At 72.3% G+C, this 25058-nt stretch carries 15 protein-coding genes; 8 read left to right on the top strand and 7 right to left on the bottom strand.

What is annotated here, in order from left to right:
- The first annotated feature begins 45 nt into the window (after positions 1-45).
- The 4 genes from ACF09K_RS25630 to ACF09K_RS25615 all read left to right on the top strand — a co-directional run bounded on the left by ACF09K_RS25630 (position 46) and on the right by ACF09K_RS25615 (position 14116).
- Positions 46-6417 (top strand): protein kinase, encoded by a 6372-nt coding sequence (locus ACF09K_RS25630; RefSeq protein WP_392247057.1) that lies wholly within the window; start codon positions 46-48, stop codon positions 6415-6417.
- 68 nt (positions 6418-6485) lie between these two features.
- Complete coding sequence (locus tag ACF09K_RS25625) at positions 6486-9437, top strand: DEAD/DEAH box helicase (protein WP_392247055.1); 2952 nt, start codon at positions 6486-6488, stop codon at positions 9435-9437.
- Positions 9437-13528 (top strand): Eco57I restriction-modification methylase domain-containing protein, encoded by a 4092-nt coding sequence (locus tag ACF09K_RS25620; protein ID WP_392247053.1) that lies wholly within the window; start codon positions 9437-9439, stop codon positions 13526-13528. Before ACF09K_RS25625 ends, ACF09K_RS25620 begins: the two co-directional genes overlap by 1 nt.
- A 66-nt stretch (positions 13529-13594) precedes the next feature.
- The gene (locus tag ACF09K_RS25615) at positions 13595-14116 is read left to right on the top strand and encodes a hypothetical protein (protein ID WP_392247052.1); all 522 of its coding nucleotides are present in this window, start codon (positions 13595-13597) and stop codon (positions 14114-14116) included.
- 54 nt (positions 14117-14170) lie between these two features.
- Here the strand turns inward: ACF09K_RS25615 and ACF09K_RS25610 are convergent, their stop codons facing one another.
- Positions 14171-14362, bottom strand: coding sequence for a DUF397 domain-containing protein (locus tag ACF09K_RS25610; protein WP_392247050.1), 192 nt, complete (start codon positions 14360-14362; stop codon positions 14171-14173).
- Positions 14359-15246 carry a helix-turn-helix domain-containing protein gene (locus tag ACF09K_RS25605; RefSeq protein WP_392247049.1) on the bottom strand — a complete coding sequence of 296 codons (888 nt, stop codon included), beginning with the start codon at positions 15244-15246 and terminating at the stop codon, positions 14359-14361. Before ACF09K_RS25605 ends, ACF09K_RS25610 begins: the two co-directional genes overlap by 4 nt.
- A gap of 306 nt (positions 15247-15552) precedes the next feature.
- On the opposite strand from ACF09K_RS25605, the gene ACF09K_RS25600 reads away from it, so the two are divergent.
- Positions 15553-15777: a DUF397 domain-containing protein gene (locus tag ACF09K_RS25600; protein WP_392247047.1), complete on the top strand. Its 225-nt coding sequence runs from the start codon at positions 15553-15555 to the stop codon at positions 15775-15777.
- Between the two features lie 91 nt (positions 15778-15868).
- Complete coding sequence (locus ACF09K_RS25595) at positions 15869-16336, top strand: hypothetical protein (protein WP_392247045.1); 468 nt, start codon at positions 15869-15871, stop codon at positions 16334-16336.
- 97 nt (positions 16337-16433) lie between these two features.
- Here ACF09K_RS25595 and ACF09K_RS25590 read toward each other — a convergent pair whose 3' ends face one another.
- Positions 16434-17396 (bottom strand): hypothetical protein, encoded by a 963-nt coding sequence (locus tag ACF09K_RS25590; RefSeq protein WP_392247043.1) that lies wholly within the window; start codon positions 17394-17396, stop codon positions 16434-16436.
- A 193-nt stretch (positions 17397-17589) separates the two neighbouring features.
- The gene (locus tag ACF09K_RS25585) at positions 17590-18660 is read right to left on the bottom strand and encodes a hypothetical protein (RefSeq protein ID WP_392247041.1); all 1071 of its coding nucleotides are present in this window, start codon (positions 18658-18660) and stop codon (positions 17590-17592) included.
- Positions 18661-18942: 282 nt separating this feature from the next.
- Here ACF09K_RS25585 and ACF09K_RS25580 point away from each other — a divergent pair, with 282 nt between their 5' ends.
- Positions 18943-19392, top strand: coding sequence for an ATP-binding protein (locus ACF09K_RS25580; protein WP_392247040.1), 450 nt, complete (start codon positions 18943-18945; stop codon positions 19390-19392).
- 54 nt (positions 19393-19446) lie between these two features.
- Here the strand turns inward: ACF09K_RS25580 and ACF09K_RS25575 are convergent, their stop codons facing one another.
- The 3 genes from ACF09K_RS25575 to ACF09K_RS25565 all read right to left on the bottom strand — a co-directional run bounded on the left by ACF09K_RS25575 (position 19447) and on the right by ACF09K_RS25565 (position 22962).
- On the bottom strand, positions 19447-20766 hold the full coding sequence (locus ACF09K_RS25575) for a hypothetical protein (RefSeq protein ID WP_392247038.1): 1320 nt from the start codon (positions 20764-20766) through the stop codon (positions 19447-19449).
- A gap of 442 nt (positions 20767-21208) precedes the next feature.
- Positions 21209-21763 carry a hypothetical protein gene (locus ACF09K_RS25570; RefSeq protein ID WP_392247037.1) on the bottom strand — a complete coding sequence of 185 codons (555 nt, stop codon included), beginning with the start codon at positions 21761-21763 and terminating at the stop codon, positions 21209-21211.
- Between the two features lie 8 nt (positions 21764-21771).
- Complete coding sequence (locus ACF09K_RS25565) at positions 21772-22962, bottom strand: ImmA/IrrE family metallo-endopeptidase (protein WP_392247035.1); 1191 nt, start codon at positions 22960-22962, stop codon at positions 21772-21774.
- Positions 22963-23190: 228 nt separating this feature from the next.
- Here ACF09K_RS25565 and ACF09K_RS25560 point away from each other — a divergent pair, with 228 nt between their 5' ends.
- On the top strand, positions 23191-25020 hold the full coding sequence (locus tag ACF09K_RS25560; protein ID WP_392247034.1) for a DUF4357 domain-containing protein: 1830 nt from the start codon (positions 23191-23193) through the stop codon (positions 25018-25020).
- Positions 25021-25058: the final 38 nt, after the last annotated feature.

Below are 25058 nucleotides of genomic sequence, written 5' to 3'. Positions count from 1 at the left end.
GCTGGATGTGTCCAGCCGTGTGCGACGGGTGAAACGGGAGGGGCCTTGGGCCTGGAGACGGTCGGCGGGCGGTTCCGGATCACGGGGATCGTGGGTCGCGGGAACATGGGGGAGGTCCACCGGGCCGAGGACCTCCGGGCCGCCCCGGACTCCCCGCACCGGGAGGTCGCGGTCAAGACCCTGCTGCGCGGCCGGACCGGGGTCGCCATCGACACCTCGGGGGCCGGCAAGGAGACCGACCGCTTCCGCCGCGAGGTGCGGATCATGCGCATGCTCTCCCAGGGCCACCCGAACCTCACCCTGCTGATCGACGGCGGCGTGGACGACGCCCCGGGCGGCAGCGGCCTGCCCTACCTGGCCATGGAGCTGCTGGACGGCCATCCGCTCGCGGACCTCATCGACGAGGAGCCCCAGCTCCCGGTGTCCTGGGCCGCCGCGATCGGGGCGCAGATCGCCGCCGGACTCACCGCCGCGCACACCGCCGGGGTCGTCCACCGCGACCTGAAGCCGGCCAACGTGATGCTGACCGGCGACGGCACCGTCAGGATTCTCGACTTCGGCATGGGTTCGATCGTCGACGACCCCGGCCAGACGCGGCTGACCAGCACCGGCGTCAGCGTCGGCACGGCCCGCTACATGGCGCCCGAGCAGTTCCGCGCCGAACGGGTCTCCGCCTCCGCCGACCTGTACGCGCTCGGCTGCATCCTGTACGAGCTGCTGATGGGCCGGCCGCCGTTCTCCGCCCGCACCCCCTTCGAGCTCTCCGAGCAGCACCAGCACGAGCGGCCGCCGCAGCTGACCCTGGTGCGCCCGGACCTGCCCGCCGGGCTGGTGCGGCTGGTGGACCGGCTCCTGGAGAAGGACGCCGAACTGCGGCCCGAGAACGCCGCGATGGTCCGCGAGGTCCTGATCCCGCTCGCGCTCGCCCCGGACGACACGGCCGCCCTGCTGTCCCCGCACTGGCGGGTGACGGACCCGGTGGCGCGGCTGCGCGCCCTGCTCCCCGAGCGCACCCCGGCCGCGCCGGTGCCCGTGCCGCGCCGGGAGCCGCGCCTGCCCGAGTCGATGGACGTCTTCGGCATCCACGCCGACCTGATCGGCGAGTACGAGAGCTTCACCCGGAGCGCGACGGTGATCCGGGACGCCCGGATCGAGGGTTTTGTCGCGGATGACCTGGCGGCGAAGTCGCAGTGGCCGGACCCGTGGCTGTCGCTGAACCCGTTCTTCGCCGACGGCGGGCAGGTCACCGACCTCGTGCGGGACGGCGTGCTGCACCCGAGGTGCGCGGAGATCTTCCAGGCCGGCAAGAAGGAGGCCTCGCCGCGCCCGGACGGCCGGCCGCTGACCTTCCACCTGCACCAGCGGCAGGCGATCGAGGCCGCGCAGGCGGGCGACTCCTACGTCCTCACCACCGGCACCGGTTCCGGCAAGTCGCTGGCGTACATCGTGCCGATCGTCGACCGGGTGCTGAAGGAGCGCCAGGCGGCGGGGCCGGACGCCGGGGGCCGGGTGCGGGCGATCGTCGTCTACCCGATGAACGCGCTGGCCAACTCGCAGCTCGGCGAGCTGGAGAAGTACCTGCGGCACGGTTTCGGCAAGGGCCGCGAGCCGGTCACCTTCGCCCGCTACACCGGTCAGGAGTCCACCGAGGAGCGCCGCGAGCTGCGCAGGAACCCCCCGGACATCCTGCTGACCAACTACGTGATGCTGGAGCTGATGCTGACCCGGCCGGACGACCGGACCAGCCTGATCCGCATGGCCGAGGGGCTGCAGTTCCTCGTCTTCGACGAGCTGCACACCTACCGGGGCCGGCAGGGCGCGGACGTGGCGTTCCTGATCCGCCGGGTCCGCGAGGCCTGCCGGGCGTCGGCGACCCTGCAGTGCATCGGCACCTCGGCGACCATGTCCACCGAGGGCTCCTGGGAGGACCAGCGGCGCGAGGTGGCCCGGGTCGCCGGGCGGCTGTTCGGTACGACGGTGCTGCCGAAGCGGGTCATCGGCGAGACCCTGGTCCGGGCGACCGACGAGGCGCCGGAGACCGTGTCCGCCGAGCGGCTGCGGGTGCCGGCGGCGCCCCGCTCGTACGACGCGCTGACGAAGGACCCGCTGGCGCGCTGGGTGGAGTCGCGGTTCGGTCTGGAGCGCGAGGAGGGCACCGGGCGGCTGCGCCGCTGCCCCCCGGACACCGTCGAGGAGGCGGCGGCCGAGCTGGCCGCCGCCTCCGGGGTGGCGGAGGACAGCGTGCGCGAGGCGATCCGGGCGACCCTGGAGGCGGGCGCGCAGGCCAAGCACCCGGTGACGGAGCGGCCGCTGTTCGCGTTTAGGCTGCACCAGTTCCTCTCCAAGGGCGACACCGTCTACACGACGCTGGAGGACCCGCTCACCCGGCCGCTGACGCGCACCTACCAGCTGGAGCAGCCCGACAGCGGCGGCAAGCCGCTGTTCCCGCTGGCGTTCTGCCGCGAGTGCGGCCAGGAGTACCTGACCGTGTGGCGGACGGAGGAGGGCGGCGCGTTCCGGTACGAGCCGCGCCGGGACACCTCCGCCTCCGGGGGCCGCGAGGGCGAGGGCTACCTGTACCTGGGCATGCCCGGGCAGGACTACGAGTGGCCGGCCGATCCGCGGAAGGCGGTGGACGACCGGCGGCTGCCGGAGTCGTGGCTGGAGCCCGACGCGCAGGGCGTGATGGCCGTCAGGAAGTCCTACCGGCCCCGCGTGCCCAGGCGCGTCGTCGTGGACGCCCACGGCGCCGAGTCGGACGAGGGCCTGGTGGCGGCGTTCGTGCCCGCGCCGTTCCTGTTCTGCGTGCACTGCCAGGTCTCCTACGAGCAGACCCGCGGCCGGGACTTCGCCAAGCTGGCCACGCTGGACCAGGAGGGGCGTTCCTCGGCGACCTCGCTGATCTCCGCGTCGATCGTGAAGTCGCTGCGGGCGGTGCCGGAGGAGAGCCTCGGCAAGGAGGCGCGCAAGCTCCTGACCTTCGTCGACAACCGGCAGGACGCCTCGCTCCAGGCCGGGCACTTCAACGACTTCGCCCAGGTGACCCAGTTGCGCGGCGCCCTGTACCAGGCGGCGCTGCGGGCGGGCGAGGAGGGGCTGCGCCACGACGACCTCGCCGAGGCCGTCACCGAGGTGATGGGCCTGGCGCCCCGCGAGTACGCGACCGGAGCGCGCCTGGCTCCGTCGATGGAGCGGCGGGCGGCGAAGGCCTTCCGGGACGTGGTCGGGTACCGCCTCTACCGCGACCTGGAGCGCGGCTGGCGCATCACGATGCCGAACCTGGAGCAGACGGGGCTGCTGCGGATCGACTACGAGGACCTGGACTGGATCGCCGCCGACACCGCGTACTGGGAGTCCACCCACGCCGTGCTACGCGACGCCGATCCGGCGTTGCGCAAGGAGATCACCCATACGCTGCTCGACCACATGCGGCGGGCCCTGGCCGTCGACGTGCAGTACTTCCGCGACGACTTCGACACGCTCCTGCGGGCCAGTGAGGAGCGGCTCACCGGGCCGTGGGTGCTGAGCGAGAGCGACCGGCCGGCCGTGGGGACCGCCTACCCCTACGCCTCACGCCCCGGCATGGAGCGCTCCGCGCTGTTCCTGTCGGCGCGCGGCAAGTTCGGCAAGTACCTGAAGCGGAACATGCCCGAGCTGCGCGCACCGGAGATGTCGCTGGACGACGTCCAGAAGGTCATCGAGGACCTGCTGGAGGTGCTGAAGGAGGCGGAGCTGGTGCGCGAGGTGGAGGCGGTCCCCGAGCACTCGGGTCCGGCCTTCCGGCGCCGCGCGGCGCAGCAGCGCACCGGCTACCGGGTGGCGGCCGCCTCGCTGGTCTGGCGGGCCGGCGACGGCGAGCGGGGCGCGGTCGACCCGCTGGCGCGCACCTACAGCAGCGGCGAGGGCCCGCGCGTCAACCCGTTCTTCCGCGACCTGTACCGCACCGCGGCCGCCGAGCTGGCGGGCATGTTCGCGCGGGAGCACACCGCGCAGGTCACGCCGGAGGACCGGCTGGAGCGCGAGCGGCAGTTCCGCGCCGCCGAACTGCCCCTGCTGTACTGCTCGCCGACGATGGAGCTGGGCGTGGACATCTCCTCGCTCAACGCGGTGATGATGCGCAACGTGCCGCCGACGCCGGCGAACTACGCGCAGCGCTCGGGCCGGGCGGGCCGCTCGGGGCAGCCCGCGCTGGTGACGACGTACTGCGCGACCGGCAACAGCCACGACCAGTACTACTTCCGCCGTTCCCAGGACATGGTGGCGGGGCAGGTGGCCCCGCCGCGCCTGGACCTCGCCAACGAGGACCTGGTCCGCTCCCACCTCCAGGGCATCTGGCTGGCGGAGACCGGCATGCGGCTCGGCACCGCGATCCCGGACGTCGTGGACGTCGCCTACGACCCCGACGGCGGCGACCGGCCCGACCCGCACATGCCGCTGCCGCTCCTGCCGGACGTGCGCGACCTGTCGCTGGACGAGGACGCCCGCCGGCGCGCGGCCGCCGCCGCCCGCAGGGTCCTCGCGCCGCTGGTCGCGGACTTCGCGTCGACCACCTGGTGGTACGACGAGTGGATCGAGGACCGGATCGAGCGGGCCCCGCGGGAGTTCGACGCCGCCTTCGAGCGGTGGCGCCAGCTGTTCCGGGCGGCCGTGATCGACCAGTACGAGCAGAACAAGCGGGTCGTCGACCACACCCTGTCCCCCGGCGAGCAGAGCCGGGCGCGCACCCGCCGCCGGGAGGCGGAGACGCAGACGAACCTGCTGCTGAACCGCTCCGCCGACAGCAAGTCGGTGATGAGCGACTTCAATCCGTACCGCTACCTGGCGTCCGAGGGCTTCCTGCCCGGCTACAGCTTCCCGCGGCTGCCGCTGGCCGCGTACATCCCGCGTTCGGGCAACCGCCGCAACGCCGACGGGGACTACCTCCAGCGGCCCCGGTTCCTGGCGATCCGCGAGTTCGGCCCCGGCGCGCTCATCTACCACGAGGGCGCCCGCTACCAGGTCACGCGGGTCCAGCTGCCGCCGGACGCCTCGGGCGACCTGGCGACGGCGGAGGCGAGGCGGTGCGACGGCTGCGGCTACCACTACGACGTCAGGGCCGGCTCCGACGTCTGCGTGATGTGCGGCGAGTCGCTGCGGGGCAAGCGCACCGGCCTGCTGCACCTGCACACGGTGTACACCACGCCGCGGGAGCGGATCTCCTCCGACGAGGAGGAGCGCCGCCGGGCCGGTTTCCGCCTGGAGACGTCGTACGCGTTCCAGGACCACGGTGCCCGCAGGGGCCGTCTCACCTCGCACGTCACGGACGCCGACGGCGCGCCCGTCCTGGACCTGGACTACGGCGACTCGGCGACCGTGCGCATCACCAACCTGGGCCGGGTGCGCGACAAGGAGGGCGAGCCGGACGGCTACTGGCTGGACCTGGGCGACGGCCGCTGGCTGAACGACCGGGCCGCCGCGGACGCCATCGAGGGCACCGGCATGCCGGTGGTCGACGAGGACGGCAACGAGAAGCGCCGCAAGAAGCGCGTCCTGCCGTACGTGGAGGACCGCCGCAACATCCTGGTGGTCACCCTGGACGAGCCGCAGCCGGAGCCGGTGGCGCTGTCGTTCCTGTACGCGCTGGAGCGGGGCGTGGAGGCGGCGTTCGAGCTGGAGGACTCCGAGCTGACGGCGGAGCTGCTGCCGCCGGACGACGGTCCGCGCCGCCGCCTGCTGCTCACGGAGGCCGCGGAGGGCGGCGCCGGTGTGCTGCGCCGCGTCCAGCACGAGAGGGACGCCCTGGCGAGGGCCGCCCGCACGGCCCTGGAGATCTGCCACTTCGACCCGGACACCGGCGAGGACCTGGGCGGTCCGGCGGACGGCGAGAGGTGCGCCCGCGGCTGCTACGCCTGTCTGCTGACGTACGGCAACCAGGGGCACCACCGCCAGTTGAGCCGGCACGCCGCCCGCCCGCTGCTGCTGAGCCTGGCCGGCGCCCGCACCGAGCGGGAGGACCGCGGCGAGTCCCGCAGCGAGCGGTTCCGCAGGCTCGCCCCCGAGGCCGGGGCCGGGGCCACACCCGGTACCGCGCCCGGCGGCACGGCGGCGGCCGCGCCGACCCCGGTGGAGGCGGACCTCGCGGCGCTCGTCGCGCGGGGCGACCTGCTCGGCTGGCTGCGGGCGAAGGGCCACCGGCTGCCGGACGCGGTCGACGTCCTCGTCGACGCGGCCGGTGCGCGTCCCGACCTCGTCTTCCGCCTGGACGGCGCCAGCCTCGCCGTGTTCGTCGACCTGCCCGGCCGCCCGGCCGACCCCACCCGTGACGTCGAGGCCGGCTACCGCCTGGAGGAGGCGGGCTGGGACGTCGTGCGCTTCCCCGCGGACGCGGACTGGGACGCCGTCGTCGACCGCCATGCCGGCTACTTCCGCCTCCGCTGACCGCTCCGCCCCGCGCCCTGCCCCGCCCCGCCCCGCCCCTTCGTGACTTCTAGGAACCGAGACATCTCATGAGCCTCACGTACACCGCCGGCTCGCTGGTGGCGGCCCGTGGCCGCGAATGGGTGGTGCTGCCCGAGAGCGCCGCCGACATGCTGGTGCTGCGCCCGCTGGGCGGGAGCGAGGACGACGTCGCGGCCGTCTTCCCCGCCTTCGAGGAGGTGCGCCCCGCCGAGTTCGCGGCGCCGAGCGCGGACGACCTGGGCGACCAGCGCGCGGCCGGTCTGCTGCGTACGGCCCTGCGCATCGGGTTCCGGTCGGGCGCGGGCCCGTTCCGTTCGCTGGCGTCGATCGCCGTGGAGCCGCGCGCCTACCAGCTGGTGCCGCTGCTGATGGCGCTGCGGCAGCGCACGGTGCGGCTGCTGATCTCGGACGACGTCGGCATCGGCAAGACGGTCGAGGCGGGCCTGATCGCCAAGGAGCTGCTCGCGCAGGGCGAGGCGACCCGGCTGGCGGTGCTGTGCTCCCCGGCGCTGGCCGAGCAGTGGCAGGGCGAGCTGCGGGAGAAGTTCGGCATCGACGCCGAACTGGTGCTGGCCTCCACGGTGACGCGCCTGGAGCGCGACCTGGAGCTGGGCCAGTCCCTGTTCGACCGGCACCCGTTCACGATCATCTCGACGGACTTCATCAAGTCGACCCGCCACCGCGAGGACTTCGTACGGCACTGCCCCGACCTGGTGATCGTCGACGAGGCGCACACCTGCGTGGCCGCCGACGACCCCGCGCAGGGCGGCGGGTCGTCCGCGACGAACCAGCTGCGCTACGAGCTGCTGCGCAGGGTCTCCGCCGACGCCGACCGCCACCTGCTGCTGCTGACGGCGACCCCGCACTCGGGCAAGGAGTCCGCGTTCCGCAACCTGCTGGGCCTGGTGCGCCCGGAGCTGGCGACGCTGGACCTGGAGACGCAGGCGGGCCGGGCGAGGCTCGCCGAGCACTTCGTGGCCCGCAAGCGCGCCGACGTGCGCACCTACCTCACCAAGGAGGAGGACGGCCTCGCCGACGACTCCCTCGCCGAGCGGACCGCGTTCCCCTCCGACCGCTGGACGAAGGACGAGCCGTACAAGCTGACGCCCGCCTACCGGGCGCTGCTGGACGACGCCATCGCCTACGCCCGCGACCGCGTGGCGGCGGCCGGCGAGCAGGGCCGGAGGGAGGCCCGCATCGCCTGGTGGTCGGTGATCGCGCTGCTGCGCTCGATGGTGTCCTCCCCGGCCGCCGCCGCGCAGACCCTCAAGACCCGCTCCGAGTCCGCCGCCGCCCGCACCGCGCACGAGGCGGACGTGCTGGGCGCCCCGGTGGCCGCCGACTCCGCCGACAACGACCGCCTGGAGGGCATGGACGTCGCCCCCGGCGCCGCCGAGTCGGAGGACGCGGGCGCCCGCCTCCTCGAACTCGCCCGGCGGGCCGAGCAGTTGACCGGCCCGGCGGAGGACGCGAAGCTGAAGGCGCTGACCCGGCACCTGAAGGCCCTGATCGCCGAGGGCTACCACCCGATCGTCTTCTGCCGCTACATCCCCACCGCCGAGTACCTCGCCGAGCAGCTCGACGGCAAGCTCGGCAGGAAGACGCGGATCGCCGCGGTGACCGGCACCCTCTCCCCGCAGCAGCGCCTGGAGCGGATCGAGCAGCTCGCCGCCGAGGCCGCCGAGGAGGGCGACGACCCGGCCGCCCGCCGCGTGCTGATCGCCACCGACTGCCTGTCCGAGGGCGTCAACCTCCAACACCACTTCGACGCCGTCGTCCACTACGACCTGGCCTGGAACCCGACCCGCCACGACCAGCGCGAGGGCCGCGTCGACCGCTACGGCCAGAAGCGCGACCAGGTCCGCGTCATCACCATGTACGGCGAGGACAACGGCATCGACGGCAAGGTCCTGGAGGTGCTGTTCGAGAAGCACCGGCAGATCAAGAAGGACCTGGGCATCTCCGTCTCCGTGCCCGACGAGACCGCCTCCGGCGTCACCGACGCCGTCGTGGAGTGGCTGCTGCTGCACGGGCGGCAGGGCAGCCAGGAGAGCCTGTTCGAGATGGACGGCCACCAGGAGTCCTTCGACCGCATCGACCGCGAGTGGAGTTCGGCCGCCGAGCGGGAGAAGACGTCCCGCTCCAAGTACGCCCAGCGCGCGATCCACCCGGAGGAGGTGGCCCGCGAGGTGGTCGCCGTGCGGGCCGCGCTCGGCGGCGCGGAGGAGGTCCGCGAGTTCGCCCTGGAGGCGCTGCGCGACCTGGACGCCCTGGTGCGCGACCCGCGCGACGGCAGCGGCGACTTCACCGCGCAGGTCGGCGGCACCCCGGCGGGCCTGCGCGACGCGCTCGCGGCGACGCTGGGCAACCGGCTCGTCGAGGAGGACCGCGCGATCCCGTTCCGCACCACCCCGGCGATCGGCCGCGGCGAGGCCGCCCTGGTCCGCACCGACCCGGCGATCGGCGCCGTCGCCTCCTACGTCCTGGACTCGGCGCTGGACGCCAAGGCCCTCGGCCCCCGCCCGGCCCGCCGCTGCGGCGTGGTCACCACGGACGCGGTCACCGTCCGCACCACGCTCCTGCTGGTCCGCTACCGCTTCCACCTCACCCTGCCGTCGCGCACCGGCGAGCGGCAGGTCGTCGCCGAGGACGCCCGCCTGCTCGCCTACGAGGGCCTGCCGCAGCGCGCCCGCTGGCTGGACGACGACCGGGCCGCGGCCCTCCTCGCGGCCCGCGCCACCGCCAACACCCACGAGCAGGCGGCCCGCAACCAGATCGGCCGCGACCTGGGCGCCCTGCCGGACCTGGCCGACCGCCTCGCCGAGTACGGCACCCGCCTGGCCGCCGAACTCGACGCCTCGCACCGCCGGGTGCGCAAGGCCAACGAGGAGATCGTCCGCGGCCTGAAGGTCGTCCCGCAGGAGCCCGCCGACGTCCTCGGCGTGTACGTCTACCTGCCGCAGCAGTCCGTTCCCCTCGCCTCCGGAGCCGAAGCCTGATGTCCGCCGCCACCCGCACCGCCCTGGCCTTCACCGCCGTCACCACGGTCGGCGGGCTGCTCCCCGCCGACATGCTGCTGCGCGTCGCCGAGGCGCGGAACCTGCCGGGCACCCGGCCCGCCGACTACGGCCTGCCCGCCTCGGTGCCCGTACGGGACGAGGCCGAGCGCGCCTGGGAGTACCTCAAGCCGCTCTGGCGCGACCTGCGCACCGCCCTGCCCTCCGACCCGGCCACGGGCGCCCCCGCCGCCGACCCCACCGGCCGGGCCGGCACCGACTGGCTGGCCCAGCTGTTCCGCAAGCTGGACTTCGGCGCGCTGACGGAGGTCGGCACGGCGGGCGTCCCGGCCGACTCCGACCCGGAGAAGCGCTTCCCGGTCTCCCACCGCCACGGCCCGGCCCTGGTCCACCTGATCCCGTGGAACCAGGAGCTGGACAAGCGCCCGGCGGCCGGTCAGGTCCCGGCCCAGTCGATGCTCCAGGACTGCCTCAACCGTACCGAGGCCCACCTGTGGGCGGTCCTCACCAACGGCCGCCGGCTGCGCCTGCTGCGCGACTCGTCGTCCTTCGCGACGGCGGCCTACGTCGACTTCGACCTGGAAGCCATCTTCGACGGCGAGCTGTTCAGCGAGTTCGTGCTGCTGTACTGCGTGCTGCACGCGTCGCGGTTCGAGGTGGCGCAGGGGGCGGCGCCTTCGGGGTGCTGGCTGGAGAAGTGGCGCGCGGAGGCCGTCACGTCGGGGGCGCGGGCGCTGGACCAGCTGCGGCTGGGCGTGCAGAACGCGCTGACCGTGCTCGGCACCGGGTTCCTGCGGCACCCGGAGAACGTCCGGCTGCGGGAGGACGTCGACCCGAAGGCCCTCCGGGACGCCCTGCTGCGGCTCGTCTACCGCCTGCTGTTCGTCTTCGTCGCCGAGGACCGGGACGCCCTGCTCGACCCGGCGGCCGGCGAGCGGGAACGGGGCGCGTACGAGCGGTACTTCTCCTCGGCGCGGCTGCGCGAACGGGCCCGTCGGCGGCAGGGCACGGCCCACGGCGACCAGTACGAGGCCCTGCGGATCGTCCTCGACGCGCTGGGGACGGAGGGCGGCCGTCCGGAGCTGGGCCTGCCGGGCCTCGGCGGCCTGTTCTCCCCCAAGGAGGCCGACGCCCCGCTGGACGGCCTGAAGCTGTCCAACGAGTCGCTGCTCGCCGCCGTGCGCCACCTCGCCCAGGTCCGCGACCCGGGCGCCCGCCGCTGGCGCTCCGTCGACTACCGCCACCTGGACGCCGAGGAACTGGGCTCGGTCTACGAGTCCCTGCTGGAGCTGGAGCCCAAGCACTCCGTCACGGACCGCAGCTTCGAGCTGATCGAGGTCGCGGGCAACAGCCGCAAGACGACGGGCAGTTACTACACCCCGTCCTCGCTCATCGAGTGCCTGCTGGACACGACCCTCGACCCGGTCATAGACGACGCCGTCAAGCGCGGCGAGCAGCGCGCCACGGCGGCCGGCCGCCCCGACCCGGCCGACGACATCGTGGCGGAACTGCTCTCCCTGACGGTCTGCGACCCGGCCTGCGGCTCCGGGCACTTCCTCGTCGCCTCCGCCCGCCGCATCGCCAAGCGGGTGGCCTCGGTGCGCGAGCGCAACCCGGAGCCGACGGTCGACGCCGTGCGGCACGCCCTGCACGAGGTCGTCGCCCGCTGCATCTACGGCGTCGACCTCAACCCCATGGCCGTGGAACTGGCGAAGGTCTCGCTGTGGCTGGAGGCCCTGGAACCCGGCAAGCCGCTCGGCTTCCTCGACGCCCACGTCAAGCACGGCAACGGCCTGATCGGCGCGACGCCGAAGCTGCTGGCGGACGGCGTCCCGGACGACGCGTTCAAGCCGATCGAGGGCGACGACAAGAAGTACGCGGCCGGACTGGTCAAGCGGAACAAGGCCCAGCGCGGCGGCCAGGACGAGCTGCTGTTCGACACGGACGTCCTGCCGGGCAATGACCGGTACGCCGCCGAGCTGGCCCGGATCACCGCGGCCCCGGCCGACTCGCTGGAGCAGGTGCGGGCGCAGGAGTCGGCGTACCGGGCCTACGTCGAGGCGACGGCGTACGTCCAGGACCTGCACGCCGCTGATGCGTGGTGTGCGGCGTTCGTGTGGCCGAAGCGGGAGGGGGCGCCGGAAGCGCCGACCGACCAGGTGTTCCGTGCGCTGCGGAGGCGTGAACAGTCGGCGGTGCCGGACGCCACGCATGCGGAGATCCTGAGCCTGCGGGACCAGTACCGGTTCTTCCACTGGCACTTGGAGTTCCCGGAGGTGTTCGCGGTCCCGGAGTCGGGGGCGCGCATGCAGCCGGAGACGGGGTGGATCGGTGGGTTCGCTGCGGTGGTGGGGAATCCACCGTGGGATCAAGTTCAGGTTGATGCACGCGAGTTCTTCGCAGCGAAGCGAGCGGACATCGCTGAGGCAGCGAACATGACGGCCCGCAACAAGAAAATCAACCTGCTGGCCACAGAGGACCCTGAGTTGCACGCGAGCTTCAAGGAGGAGCAGCGCAAGAACGACGGGTTCAAGCATTTCGCACATGCCTCTGGGCGGTTCCCTCTGACAGCCTTTGGGCGACTCAATACGTATTCACTCTTCACAGAACACGCTCGCACCGCCATGGCCCCTCAAGGACGTAGCGGCCAGATTGTACCCTCGGGCATCGCCACAGACTCCTTCAACCAATACTTCTTCAAGGACCTTGTGACCCGGGGCCACCTGGTCGCGCTGTATAGCTTCGAGAACGAGGAGAAGGTCTTCCCAGGCGTCCATCACAGCGTGAATTTTTCCCTGTTCTGCATGGCAGGCTCCGGATCCCCCGAGGAGCCGATCTCCATTGCCTTCCGGGTCCGCCAGACTGGGCAAATTCCGGAGCGCTCCTACCTTCTGACGGGCCAGGACATCCAGATCCTCAACCCAAACACCGGAACCTGCCCCGTCTTCCGCTCCCGCCGCGACATGGAGATCACACTGGGTATCTACCGACGTGTCCCGGTCCTACTCAAGGAAGGCGCCACAGACGGCAACCCGTGGGATGTGAAATTCCAGCTCATGATCATGATGAACACGGACTCGGACAAGTTCCGCACCCGTGAAGACCTCATCGCTGATGGCTGGCGTCCAGAAAGCAACACTTTCGTCAAGGCTGGAGCACGCATGCTTCCGCTGTACGAGGCGAAGATGCTTCACCACTACGACCACCGCTTCTCGACATACGAGAACGCAACCGAGAAGCAACTCGCCGTCGGCACCCTCCCCCGTTTCGCCCTGGAACAACACCAGGACCCAACGGCTGTCCCGCTACCTCGCTACTGGGTCTCTGAACAGGACACTCCCACCGGCGTGTTCGATAAATCCGGCAAAGAGATCAAAGCACCTGGCGTTCGCAGCCGCCTGTCAGCCCGGGGGTGGGACCGGGAGTGGGTGATGGGCTGGCGCGACATCTGCCGCGCGAGCGATGAGCGCACAATGATCTGCTCCGTCGCCCCTGCCCACGGCTTCGGGCACCCATTCCCTCTGGCATTTCCCACCGCTACCGGGCACGCGCCACTCCTCAGCGCCGTGTTCTCCTCCATGGCCTGCGACTACGCAGTCCGCCAGAAGATCGGCGGCACTCACCTCAGCTTCGGCTACGTGCACCAGCTGCCAGTTCCGACCCCCAACATGCTCTCCCCCCATGCCCCCTTCATCACCTCTCGCCTTCTCGAACTCACCTACACCGCGAACGACATGGCCGCCTTCGCCCGCGACCTAGGTGACACCGGCACCCCTTTCCGCTGGGACGAGAACCGCCGCGCCGTGATCCGGGCCGAGTTGGATGCCCTCTTCTTCCACCTCTACGGGATCGACCGTGACGACACGGCCTACATCCTGGACACCTTCAACGTCACCCGTGACAACGACGTGAAGGCGCACGGCGAGTACCGCACCAAGCGTCTGATCCTCGCCGAGTACGACCGCATGGCCGCTGCCGGTCTGACCCTGGAGAACCCACTCACCGAGGGCGAGTCCGGTACCTACCGTTCCACCCTCACTCCGCCGCCCGGCCAGGGCCCCCGCCACGACTGACACGCCCCCTGGGTGGCCGCACCTGCGGTCACCCAGGGGTGCCCGCCCATCCAAGGAACAACGCCCGTGGTACGTCGAAGCCAGAGCAGCAACCCCCGTTCGGTCGTCGTCCTGACCTCGGGTACGGACTGGGGCACCCGTGCCGCCGGGCAGCGGCGGAGCAGCGGCGCCGAGTCACCCATACCCAAACGGCAGCCCGCGAAGATCAAGGCGTTGCAGCAGACCATCGGGGTGGCCCGCATGGCGATCCACAGCAAGCGCTGGCATGTGGCGCATTACGCGCTCAGCCGGGCGCGGGCCCTGGCCAACGCCCTCCCCACCAACGTGGCCCTCCAAGAACGCGAGCAACTCTCAGCGCTCCGGAAGAAGTACGCGGCGCGCAACACACCGGCCGCGCAGAACGCCAGGCAGGCGAAGGCGAAGGCGAAGGCGGCGCCGGCCAAGCGTGCGGGCGGCAAGAAGCCCGTCCCGAAGAAGGCCACGGCGAAGAAGGCCGTACCAAAGCCGAAGCCCGCGCCCGTGCGGGACCTCGGCGACCGTTTCATCAACCGCGCGGCCCTCGGTTACACCGAGACCAAGGGTTCCTGAGCACGGCGAAGGCGTGCCGTCCACCGCTCGGCGGACGGCACGCCCTCAAGCCACTCAGTACTCCGACGCGAACCGCACGAACTGACCCCAGCCTTCGCGGCCGACGGCGAAGGCCGGGCGGGTCACGTCCTTGGAGTCCCTTACGTGGACGGCCTGTTCGGCGATCGCGACCTCCACGCAGTCGTCGCCCTCACTGCCGCTGTAGCTGGACTTGAACCAGGCGAGTTCTGTCCTACCGCTGCTCATAGCTCTCCTCGCAGTTGCTCCAGCAGGGCCCGGGATTCCTCGGGGCTCAGGGCCTGCGACCGCAGTGTGTCATAGCGTTGGCAGAGCGCACTCACCTCTTTCGGGTCGGCGATCAGCCGCCCGTTCTTCTGCCCCTCGGAGTACCCGAGCCGCTGCCCCGCAGGGGTCTCCAGGATTCGCACCGGTCCATCCAGGCACGCGTGCAGCCCAGCCGTCAGCGGCACCACCTGAAGCGTCACATTGCGCGAGGCGCTGCGCTCCAGCACGTGATCCACCAACTCACGCATCGCCTCCGCGTCCCCGAACCGCCGCCGGAACACGTGCTCCTCGACGATGAAGCTGAACGGCACCGTCGGCCGCTCCCGCATCATCGTCTGCCGTTCCATTCGCGCGGCGAGCTGCACCTCCAGCTCCTCGTCCGTCCGCAGCGGGATCGTGCCCTCGAACACCGCCCTGGCGTACCCCTCCGACTGCAACAACCCCGGCACCAACCGGCACTCGTACGTACACAGACTCACCGCCTCCCGCTCCAGCCTCGCCCACCGCCGGAACCACGCCGCGAGCCCCGCCTCGCCCCGCGTCAGGTGCCGTGCGGCCTTCCGCAGGGCGCCCGTGTTGCCGAGGGCCTCCTCCGCGCGCTCCACGAACGCCTCGTCCGGCATCCTGCGCCCCAACTCCACCGACTCCACGGTGTGTTTGGAGTACTGGACCCGGGCGCCGAGGTCGGTCCGGCTGAGGCCCGCGTGCTCGCGCAGTGCCTGGACGAAGGCGCCGAACGTGCGGAGGCTGTCGGACGGGTGGGGTTCCCGTTCGTACTCCCCCGCCGGAACCACCCGCGTGCCGGCGGCCCCGGCCGCCTCCCCCTCGACTCCGACGTGCTCCATCCGCCGCCCCTTTCCCTCCGTACCGCACCGCGACGGCTCCTTGCACCGCCCGCGCTCACGGCTCACAGCGTGGCGGAAAACCCGTCGTACCGTCCACTCTGCGTGCCTGTACGCTGACGCAGCGTACGGGGTAAGGTGCTCGTCCCCGCCCGCATCGGGCCGCCACTCTGGCGTCGTGGGGAGCGAGGAGGAGCCGCCCGCGGGACCGCGCGCGGCGGCCTCCGACCCTCCCCCCGAACCACACCGCCCGCCACGGGCGGCGGCGGCCGGCCACGGCCGTGACCAGACGAACCGGAAGGTGCAGCGATGCAGAACGGAACCCACCTGTACGCCCTCGACATCAGCGGGGCCTCGTTCGTGAAGGCGTGCGGCGGCCCCTGCACCGAGGGGTGCGTGACCCTCGCCCGGATCGGCGAGGACGCCTGGGCCCTCGGCGACAGCAAGCGGCCCGACGCCCGTCCGCTCCGCTTCACCACGCGGGAGCTGGACGCGGCCGGTATCGACCCGGCGCGTTTCGGCCTCGACGTCTGACCCTCCCCACCCCTCCCCCTCCCCCACACCCGTCGGCCGGGCCGGGTCCCTCCCCGCGCCCGGCCGGCGCTCCTCGAAACGGGAACGGCTCGTGCACCACCACGGCTACCTCTGGACCGGCCCGAAGGCGCGCTTCGACGACGAGGCCCTGCGGCGGCCCCCGCACCCCGATCCGCCCCCGGCCGGGAGCAGGCCGGAACTGATCGAGCGCTACCGCCAGGTGGCCGCGGAGTTCCGCACGTCGGACCTGCCGCCCCTGGAGACGGCGTACTGGCTCCTCAAGCCCCGCACGCTGGTGCGGGGCACGTGGGACGAGGCGAAGGAGGCGGCGGCCTGGCTCGGTGAGCGGCTGGCCGAGTACGCGCCCCGGTTCGCGTCGGAGGGCGAGGGGGACGTCGCGCGCCTGTCCCGGCTGGTGGACGCCGCCGCCGTACGGCTGCGCTCGGGCGCCGACGTGTCGTACGGCCACTACCTCGAACGCCCCGCGTACCTCTCCCTGGCCGTGGTCACGTGCTCCCCGAACCGCGCGGCCCCCGAACTGCCCTGCCCGTGCGCGTAGTCGGAGGCGGCCGGCTCCTCCCCGTACCGTCCGCGACGCATCGCCTCTCCCGCCGTCCCGCGCGCTGGACCCGGACCGGGCCGGCGGCGCGGGAACGCTAGAGGCCCGGCAGCAGTTCCACCAGCCGTACCGCCCGCCGCCAGCCGCCGGCGAGGGTCCCGCCGAGCAGCAGGCCCGCGGCCGCGGCCAGCGGCAGGAGGTCGTCCGGCACCCCGGCCGCCCGGCAGCCCAGCCACGCCCCCAGGGCCCCGCAGAACGCGACGAGGATCACCACCACCATGAGCGCCGACTCCCGCAGCGCCTGACGGGCCACCGTCACCGGCTCCACGTCCGCGAGATCCTCCTCGGGCAGCAGCCGGCCGATCCGGCCCTCGGCGTACCGCTCGCACACCGTGACCAGCTTCCCGGCGAGGTCCGGCAGCGCGCCTTGCGGCTCGGCGTCCACCCGGCACAGCTCCCGGCGCAGCGCGCCCGCCACCAGCTCGGCGTGCCGCCGGGCGGCGGCCCGCCGCGGCGAGGAACCGCCGATCGTGCCCCGCACACGGTGGGCCCGCAGGAGGAGGCGCTCGGTCCGGCGGTACAGGTCGTCGAGCTCGCGGAGGTGTTCGGCGCGCTCGGCGTCGGACGCGTCCAGCGCGCGGACGCAGGCGGCTGTCATGGCCGTGCCCGTGTGGAGCAGCGCGTCCCGCCGCCCGGCCCGGTCCAGTCTGTCCGCCAGCCACAAGGCCGCCACCATGAGCAGCAGGACGACCACCGCGGCCGTGCCCAGAGCGCCGACCGTGACGGCCGTCCGCGGACCGTCCGGGAAGGCGCGGCCCACACCGAAGGCCGCGAGGAGACCGCCCAGGACGGGGAGGCACACGAGGATGGTGACGACGAACTCGTGCCACGAGGGATCGGTCTTCGGCGTGCCGATCGTCGCACGGGTGAGGGGAACCTCCTCCGGCGCACGGGACAGACGGCCCAGCGCCGCGTCGTAGGAGGCCAGCGCCGCCGCGGCCGCCGCGGCCCGCCGCCTCTCCTCCGCCTCCCAGTGCCCGCTGTAGTACAGCTCTTCCACGAGATCCCCGCCCTCCCCCTCACACGTCCCCCGTCCCGCGTCCCCCGTCTCACACGGAACGGTGGCGGCGGGCTTCTCTTCGTTCGGCCGCCCGAGTGAAGGCACAGATATACACCCCGGGACGCCCCCGCGGGCCGGTACCGGCCACACCGGACGGCGGTCCGCGCCGGGAGGGTGTGGCAGGCCCGGCAGTTCATTGGATCAGGTCGGTGTGCGGATGCTCGGGAGAGGCCGGGCAGACGTAGAGCTGCATGTTGTCCGTGCTGCCCACTTCGACCTTCGTCGGCTGCGCCGGGTTCTGGCCGGCGCGGTGACCGGCGGCGTAAGCGGCGTCCCGGTCCTCGTACGGCGCCCAGCCGCGCCGCTCACCGCCGTCCCATTCGAAGGAGGCGATGGTCAGCAGCGGGACCATCTGGGCTTCGCAGACGGCGCAGTACCGGCGGTACGGGTCGGTGCGGCCCCACGGGGGCCAGCCGCCGACCTTCCAGCCGGGAGCGTCCGCCAGATTGCCGTCGTAGAACTCCGCCGGGTACTCCGCGTACGAGCCGTCCACGTCCACGCCGGCTGCCTGCCATCTGCTCCAGTCCCCCACCGTCTGTCTCAACTCCGGGCTCAGGTCGAGGCTGTCGGGATACTCGGTGATCGCTTCCGGTGCCAGCAGACACGGCTCCGGCACGTAGCCCGAGTAGTTGGCCTCGTACGGTTCCGGCGGCGTGGCGAGGACATCGACGACCGAGGCGGCGGACCTCCAGAACACCGCGGTCGCGGGCTTCCAGTCCGGCTCGTGGTCGTAGGGGCACCAGAGGACCTGGAGCAGATCGGCCTCTCCGGGCGGTCGCAACAGGGGGACGTCGCGCAGATACAGCTGGGCCACGGGCAACAGGGGGACCGGGCACTCCGCGGGCAGGGGAGGGCCGGCGTCGAATCGCTTCGCGAGCCTCGCGGCGTTCTCCTCCCTGATCGTCTCCTCCTCGGGCGTGAACTCGGGACCGTGGGGATCACGGTGCAGCCGGGCCAGCCTGCGCCTCGACAGCCGTACGTCTGCCGGCGACTCGCGGAACCCGCTGTCCGGGTGCTCGCCCTCGCAGTGCGGCCACGGCTCCCCGGCCGGCCACAGCAACGGCCCCCCGACCGAGCTGTCCCCGACCGAAGGCGCCCCGGGACGGGGGTGCAGCCGGATCGCAGGACGCGCCAGTGGAGCCAGTTCGGGAAAGACCGCGGTCACCTCGACAGGCCGCGGCGGAGTCGTACGTACGAGAACCATGCCGTCGATCCTGCCACCGGCCACCGACATTGCCCCGCCCCCCGGTCGGCGGTGAAGTGGCGGACGCCGTACTCGGCAACGGCTTCCCACCGAGCGTCGAACCGCTCGACCGCCCCGGCCGCGGATGTGCTCCGGGCGTCGGGAAACCTCCACCGCCTTCCCACGTTCCTCGCACAGCGTCGCGGGAATCCGGCGTACCGCCCGCCTCACTCTCCGTACGTCTGCTCTCCGTACGGGGCGCGGCGCTCGCCCTCGCCCGCCCCCGGTCGCCACTCTGACTCCATGAACAACGCAACACCCCAAGTGGACGCCCCCGTCGGCACCTTCACCCAGCTGCTGTCGTCCACGAGGCGCGGCGCCCGTCTCGCCCGGCTCCTCGCGGTGACCGAACTACGGTCGTGGGACGCCCCGCAGGACCTCACCGAGCGTGCCGAACTCGTCGTCGCGGAGCTCGCCGCCAACGCCGTCCTCCACGGCCGCGTACCGGGCCGCTGCTTCCGGCTGACGCTCGTCCTCGACCCGGCCGCCGGCCGCCTCCGCGTCGAGGTCAGCGACGCCCGCGGGGACCTCTACCCACAGATCGTCACGGACACCGCCGGACCCGCCGCCCTCCGCCCCGGCGGCCGCGGCCTGGCGCTCGTCACCGCCCTCGCCGACCACTGGGACTGCGTCCCCCACCCGCCCGGCGGCAAGACCGTCCGGGCGGTGCTGACCACACGGGGTGAGGCGTGACGGCGCCGGGTGAGGCGTGACGGCGCCGGCCGGGGAGAGCCGAAGCCCGCGTGCCTACGCCTCCGCGGGCAGCGCGGGGAACACGACCACCGAGCCGTCCTTGTCGCGGGCGATCTCGATCGCCACGTCCGCCGGGCGGCCGTTGAGCGCGACGCCGTCGCCCAGGCGGTGGATCCGGTGTGTCGCGCGCATCAGGCGATCGACCTCACTGTTCGTGAAGACGGGTCGCAGACCGTTCGGGCGTGCCAGTTCCAGCACCGACAGGCGTATCAGGACACCGGCGATGCCCGACTCCAGTGCGTCGAGGCGCTGCTGGTCGCGCTTGAGTGCGCGGGTGAAGTTCTCGAACAAGTTGTCAGGGTTGCTCTGCGCGTGCTCGACGGCCTGGAGGACGTTGACCCGCCGCTTCAACGCGACGGCGAGGGCGGCGAGTTCGAGGTGGGTGCGGAACGTGCCGCCGTCCTCGTCGATGCCGGGGAACGACTCGGTCAGCGTGCCGATCTCGACGGCCTTGCCGTCGGGCAGCTTGTCGAGCGCGCTCCGCCACCGGGCAAGGCGACGGTCAGCGCGGCCCAGCGCCGTGTTCATGGCGTGCACCGCCGAGTCCAGTCCCAGCGAGACACCGAGCTTGCCCTGGTCGAGCAGAATGGCGGTGGCCTTGTCGATGGCGTCGCGGCAACCGTCGAGCTCGCTGTGCTCGTCCTCGAGCTTCTGTTCGTGCAGTTGCTCCAGCAGTTCCGTGATGTGCTCGATGGCCTGCTGACGCTTGTGGTCGGCATGCGCACTCACCCCCACCGCCACGGCCATGAGCACGAGCGGCGCGGCCACGGTGAGCGCCACGCCGCCGGCGGCCGCGGCACCGGCCGTCGCGCCGGCCCCACCGACCGCGCCCGCCGCCGCTGTACTGACCGGCTGGAACGTCGCCTGGGCGGCGATGCGGCCCGTCACCGTGTCCACGAATGCACCATGGATGCCACCGGCCACCGCCTTCGACGCCATCGGCTGGACGATGCCCTGACCGAGCTGCGCGGCGACCTTCGCCGGAACCACCATGCGGTACAGGCCTTCGCCGGCGGCGGCCGCCGTGGCCGCCGCGGAGGAACTCCGCGCCGACTGCGTGACGAGCTGCGACAGGTGCTGCGCCAGAGGACTCACGGCATCGAGCGGGATGCCCCGGCCGCGGTCGAGCTTGTCGGGCAGCGGATGCAGCTCAAGCGTGGCGATCGGCTCGTCGGCCAGGGCGGCCAGCACGCTGCGCAGTTCACCCAGACGCTCGGCCGTCATCGGCCCGTCACCGGTCAATGCGGGCACCTGGACGTCACCCGTCGCCAGCGTCCACACCGGAACGGTTGCCTTCTTGCGGTAGTCGATCATCGTCCCCCCAGCTCATCCCCACGTCAGCCCGCGTCCGACGTCCCAGCAGAACGGTATAGCCGAATCACGGCACCGTGTGTCACTCGATCCACATCGACCACCTTCCGGCACAGCGGGCCGGCGCAGGCGACGCGAGCACGACGACCGGCGCCCGCTCGGTGACGGGAACCGTGACAGTCGGACAACTCTCAGCATAGGCTCTGTTGACAATGCCAACGCACCCCGGCGCTTCCCCGCGCCGCCGCGGCTTCACCGGGACGCCGGGAGTGTCGTCCTGTGGCTGGTGGACGGGGAACGCCAGGACGGAGAGTCACCCCTCCAAGGAAAGCCGACCTGCGAGCCGCTCTGTCCGAAGAGAGCTGAACACCTCGAACCACGCCTCCACCTTGGGGTCCCCCACTGTGCGGGAACGGTGTTTCCGCAGCTCCCCGTTTCGCGCCCGTCAGTCCAGCAGCCGCTCGGCGCGCTCCGGGACCCCGCGGATGTGCCGGCCGTCGGCGACCATGGCGAGGAGGAGACGATGGCCTTCGGTGTAGTGGATCTGCCCGGACACGGCGGCCTCGCGCATGAGGGTGACGGTGTTCTTGACGGGGATGCCACGTGCGGTGGCGTACTCGCCGGCATCGCGGTCGTCAGTGATCCAGACGGCCCCGGCGAACTCCCGCCGCGTCTGGATCAGGGCGAGCGTTTCGGCTTCACCGAGGTGCCGTAAGGGCTCGGTCGGGGTGCCGCCGAAGACCGCGCGACGCAGCCGGTCCGCGAGGGCGATCTCGGTATCGGTGCACAGTTCGATCGGCTCGCCCAGCCAGCCCTCGGCGCGAAGCCGCGCGAGGTCGCGTACGTAGGCGGCGGAGCGGCGGGCCTCCTCCGCCACCGCTTCGGTCCAGCGGCCGCAGCCGTCGAGCACCTTGCGGAGCAGATCCAGGCGTCCCACGGTGCCGAAGTTGCACAGGACCGTGTTGTCGGGGAAGAGGCTGACGCAGCTGGAAGAATCCAAGGAACCTGTCATGGCTGGAATACCGGATCGCCCTTCTCGTCCTCCGGCAGGGGGCGCGCGGCGCGCGCGGGTTCGACTATGGCTCTCAGGTCGTCGACGGTGCGGTCCAGGTAGGCGGCCAGCGGGCGCAGGGTCGTCTCGCCGGCCTCGTACGCGGCGAGCAGCTCCGCCATGGGGACGAGCGGCGGACGGACCACCGCGGATTCGGCGCGGTGACGGTAGTGGTCGTCGAGCCGCCCCGCCAGGACGTGACAGATCTCGGTGGTGAAGCCGCGGAACCGGTCGCGGCGGGCGGTGTCGAGCAGACCGAGCCGATGCAGCCGCGCGGCCAGCGCGCTCGGTGAGACCTTGAAGTCGACGACGAGTTCGCTGAGTTCGGCTTCGGTCGGGGCTTGCGGGTCGGTGACCTTGCGCTCCCAGGCCGCCCGTACCTCGGCTTCGGGCATCAGGAAGTGGGCGGCGAAGACGTTGGCCCGCACCTCCGTGTAGTCCTTCTGCCTGCCGGGCTGCGGTGTCGCGTCGGCGCGCAGGTCCTGGGCGTCGCGGGCGAGGATGTGTCCGACCTCGTGGGCCAGGGTGAAGCGTGACCGGGTCCACTCCTGGGTGGTCGCGAGCAGGACGATGCGGAAGGCGTCGGACTGCCACGTCGCGCCGGACAGGGCTGCCTGAGAAGGGAATTCGACGAGCGCCACATCGATCCCGCAGTGCTCCGCGAAGAGCCGGGTGAGGGCCGGAAGGTCCATGTCGGCGGGTGATTGCGCCCCTCGCCGCGAAAGGTGTTCCGTGAGATCGGCCGCGAGGCGTTCCCCTTGGTCGACGTATCGTTCGAGCTCCGGGCGGGGTGCGGGCAGCTCGGGAATCGAGCGGGGGCGGTCGAGCAGTTCCAGGACCTCGTAGGCGTTCTGGAAGCGGCAGGCGAGCGCCTCGATCTCGGCCCAGCCGGCCCCCTCGGACACCGTACCGGCAGGACGGGCGGCGGAGCGGGGGCGCACCGGCTCGCGTCCGCTGAGCAGGTAGTCCACCGTCGTGTCGGTGGCTTCCGCGATACGTGCGAGGTCAAGGGAACTGAAGCGGCGCACGCCGCTGAGCGACTTGGAGAGTTTGTCCGGCGACAGTCCGACCCGCTCGGCGAACGCGGCCTGGGAGAAGGAAGCCGCGTCCATAACCCTGCGTACACGGTCGATCACAGTCTCAGCCATTCCCTCACCGTACTGACGCCTTGCGAAAATCGCAACGCGCCGGTGCGCGCGGCCCGCGCCGCGGTGGCTTTTCATCGTCGCCGTCCACGGCACCACGGTCACTTCGTCGAAGCCTTCCCGTGTCCCGCCCCCTTGCTCCCGAAGCTTCCTCGCCCAAGGTCCATTGACGGCGTCAACAGGTAGGGTGAGCGCGTTCGCACAGGCCCCGCCCGTCCCGGAAGGTCGCCCATGCCGCAGTTCGTCCGGCTCCCCGGCACGCCCGAGTTCCGCATCAAGCTCTCCCCGGACGGCAGTGAGGCGCGCGGACACCTGCTCACCGAGTTCGGCGGCAACGGCACGTACAAGTTCCTGCTGCGGGAGGGCTCGGTCGTCACCGCCGAGGCGTGGCCGGGGCTCGGCCGCCACGCACGCCGGTTCCGCACGGAGCTGCGCGCGAGCGGCACACTCGTCGACGCCCCCGCCGGTCCCGGCCGGCCACAGGACGCACCGCCGCGCTGGGTGGTGACCCGGGACGTCGAGTGCAACTCCTCCTCGGCCGCCGCCGCGCTGGTGTACGGCTACGACGCCTCCGGCCCGGAGTCCTGGCGCACTGCCGAAGGCCATCCGCTCGCCGACTACCTGCCCACCGGCTGGCGCCCTCCGCGCAAGGCGTGGCTGGTGCGCGGCTCCAACGTCTCGGGGCACAACCTGGTGCGGCGGTCGTGGCTGGAGGAGGGGTTCGTCTCGCTCTCGGGCGCGCACCTGCCTCCCCTGGAGGAGAGCGACCCGACCAAGAGCGCGCTGCGCCGCATCGTCGAGGAGGGGTACGAGGGGGCGGCCTCGTACCACCAGAAGCAGGGCCTGGTCGACGAGTTGCACGCCTTCCTGACGCAGATGCGCGTCGGCGACACGGTCGCCACCTTCGACGACGACCGGCTGCACGTCGGGCGGATCACCGGGGAGGCCGCGCAGACCGCGTCGCCGGGCGGGCTGTCCAACCTGCGCCGGACCGTCGCCTGGCGGAAGGACAGCCACGCCTACGAGGAACTGCCGGAGGAGGTGCAGCAGAAGCTCTCCGTGCAGCACGATGTCGTCGACCTGACCGGCGTCCTGGACGCCCTGGACGGGCTCACCGGGCAGGCGGAGCGCACGGACCCGGCGGCGGCGGACGACACCGGCGGGTACCCGCCCGTCGAGCGGCCCGCGCAGCGCGAGCTGAGACTGCCGGACGTCACCGGGGAACTCGCCGACGAACTCCTGGTCCACGACCGCGCCTGGCTGGAGGAGCTGCGCGAACTCCTCGTCGACGAGAAGCAGTTGGTGCTCTACGGCCCGCCGGGCACGGGCAAGACGTACCTGGCGATGAAGCTGGCCGAGCACTTCGGCGGCGGCCCGGAGCAGGTCAAGATCGTGCAGTTCCACCCCTCGTACGCCTACGAGGACTTCTTCGAGGGCTTCCGGCCCGTCGCGGATCCCGAGACGCGGGAGGTGGCCTTCCGGCTGACCGCGGGCCCGCTGCGGGAGCTGGCCGACCTGGCCTCCCGCGAGGGCAACGGCCACGTCCCGTACTTCCTGATCATCGACGAGATCAACCGCGCCAACCTCGCGAAGGTCTTCGGCGAGCTGTACTTCCTGCTGGAGTACCGGAAGAAGTCCGTCCGCCTCACCTACTCCGGGGACGACTTCTGGCTGCCGCCCAACCTCTTCGTGATCGGCACGATGAACACCGCCGACCGGTCGATCGCGCTGGTGGACGCCGCGATGCGCCGCCGTTTCGCGTTCGTGGAACTGTCGCCGCGCACCGAGCCGACCGCCGGACTGCTCGCGCGCTGGCTCGAACGCGAGGGCAAGGACCCGGAGCCCGCCCGCCTCCTCGACGCCCTCAACTCCCTGATGGACGACGCCGACTTCGCCATCGGCCCGTCGTACCTGATGAAACCGGGCGTGTACCGCGACGGCGGCCTCGAACGGACCTGGCGCACGAAGATCCTGCCGCTGCTGGAGGAGCACCACTACGGCGAGGGCCTGGACGTCGCCGCCCGCTACGGCCTCGACGCGCTGCGCGCACAGCACCCGTGACCGTGACCGTGCCTACGCCTACGCCGGAGTCCGCGTCC

This window comes from Streptomyces sp. NPDC014882 (assembly GCF_043081325.1).
Taxonomy (GTDB): domain Bacteria; phylum Actinomycetota; class Actinomycetes; order Streptomycetales; family Streptomycetaceae; genus Streptomyces.
This window is presented reverse-complemented; position numbering and strand designations above follow the sequence as displayed.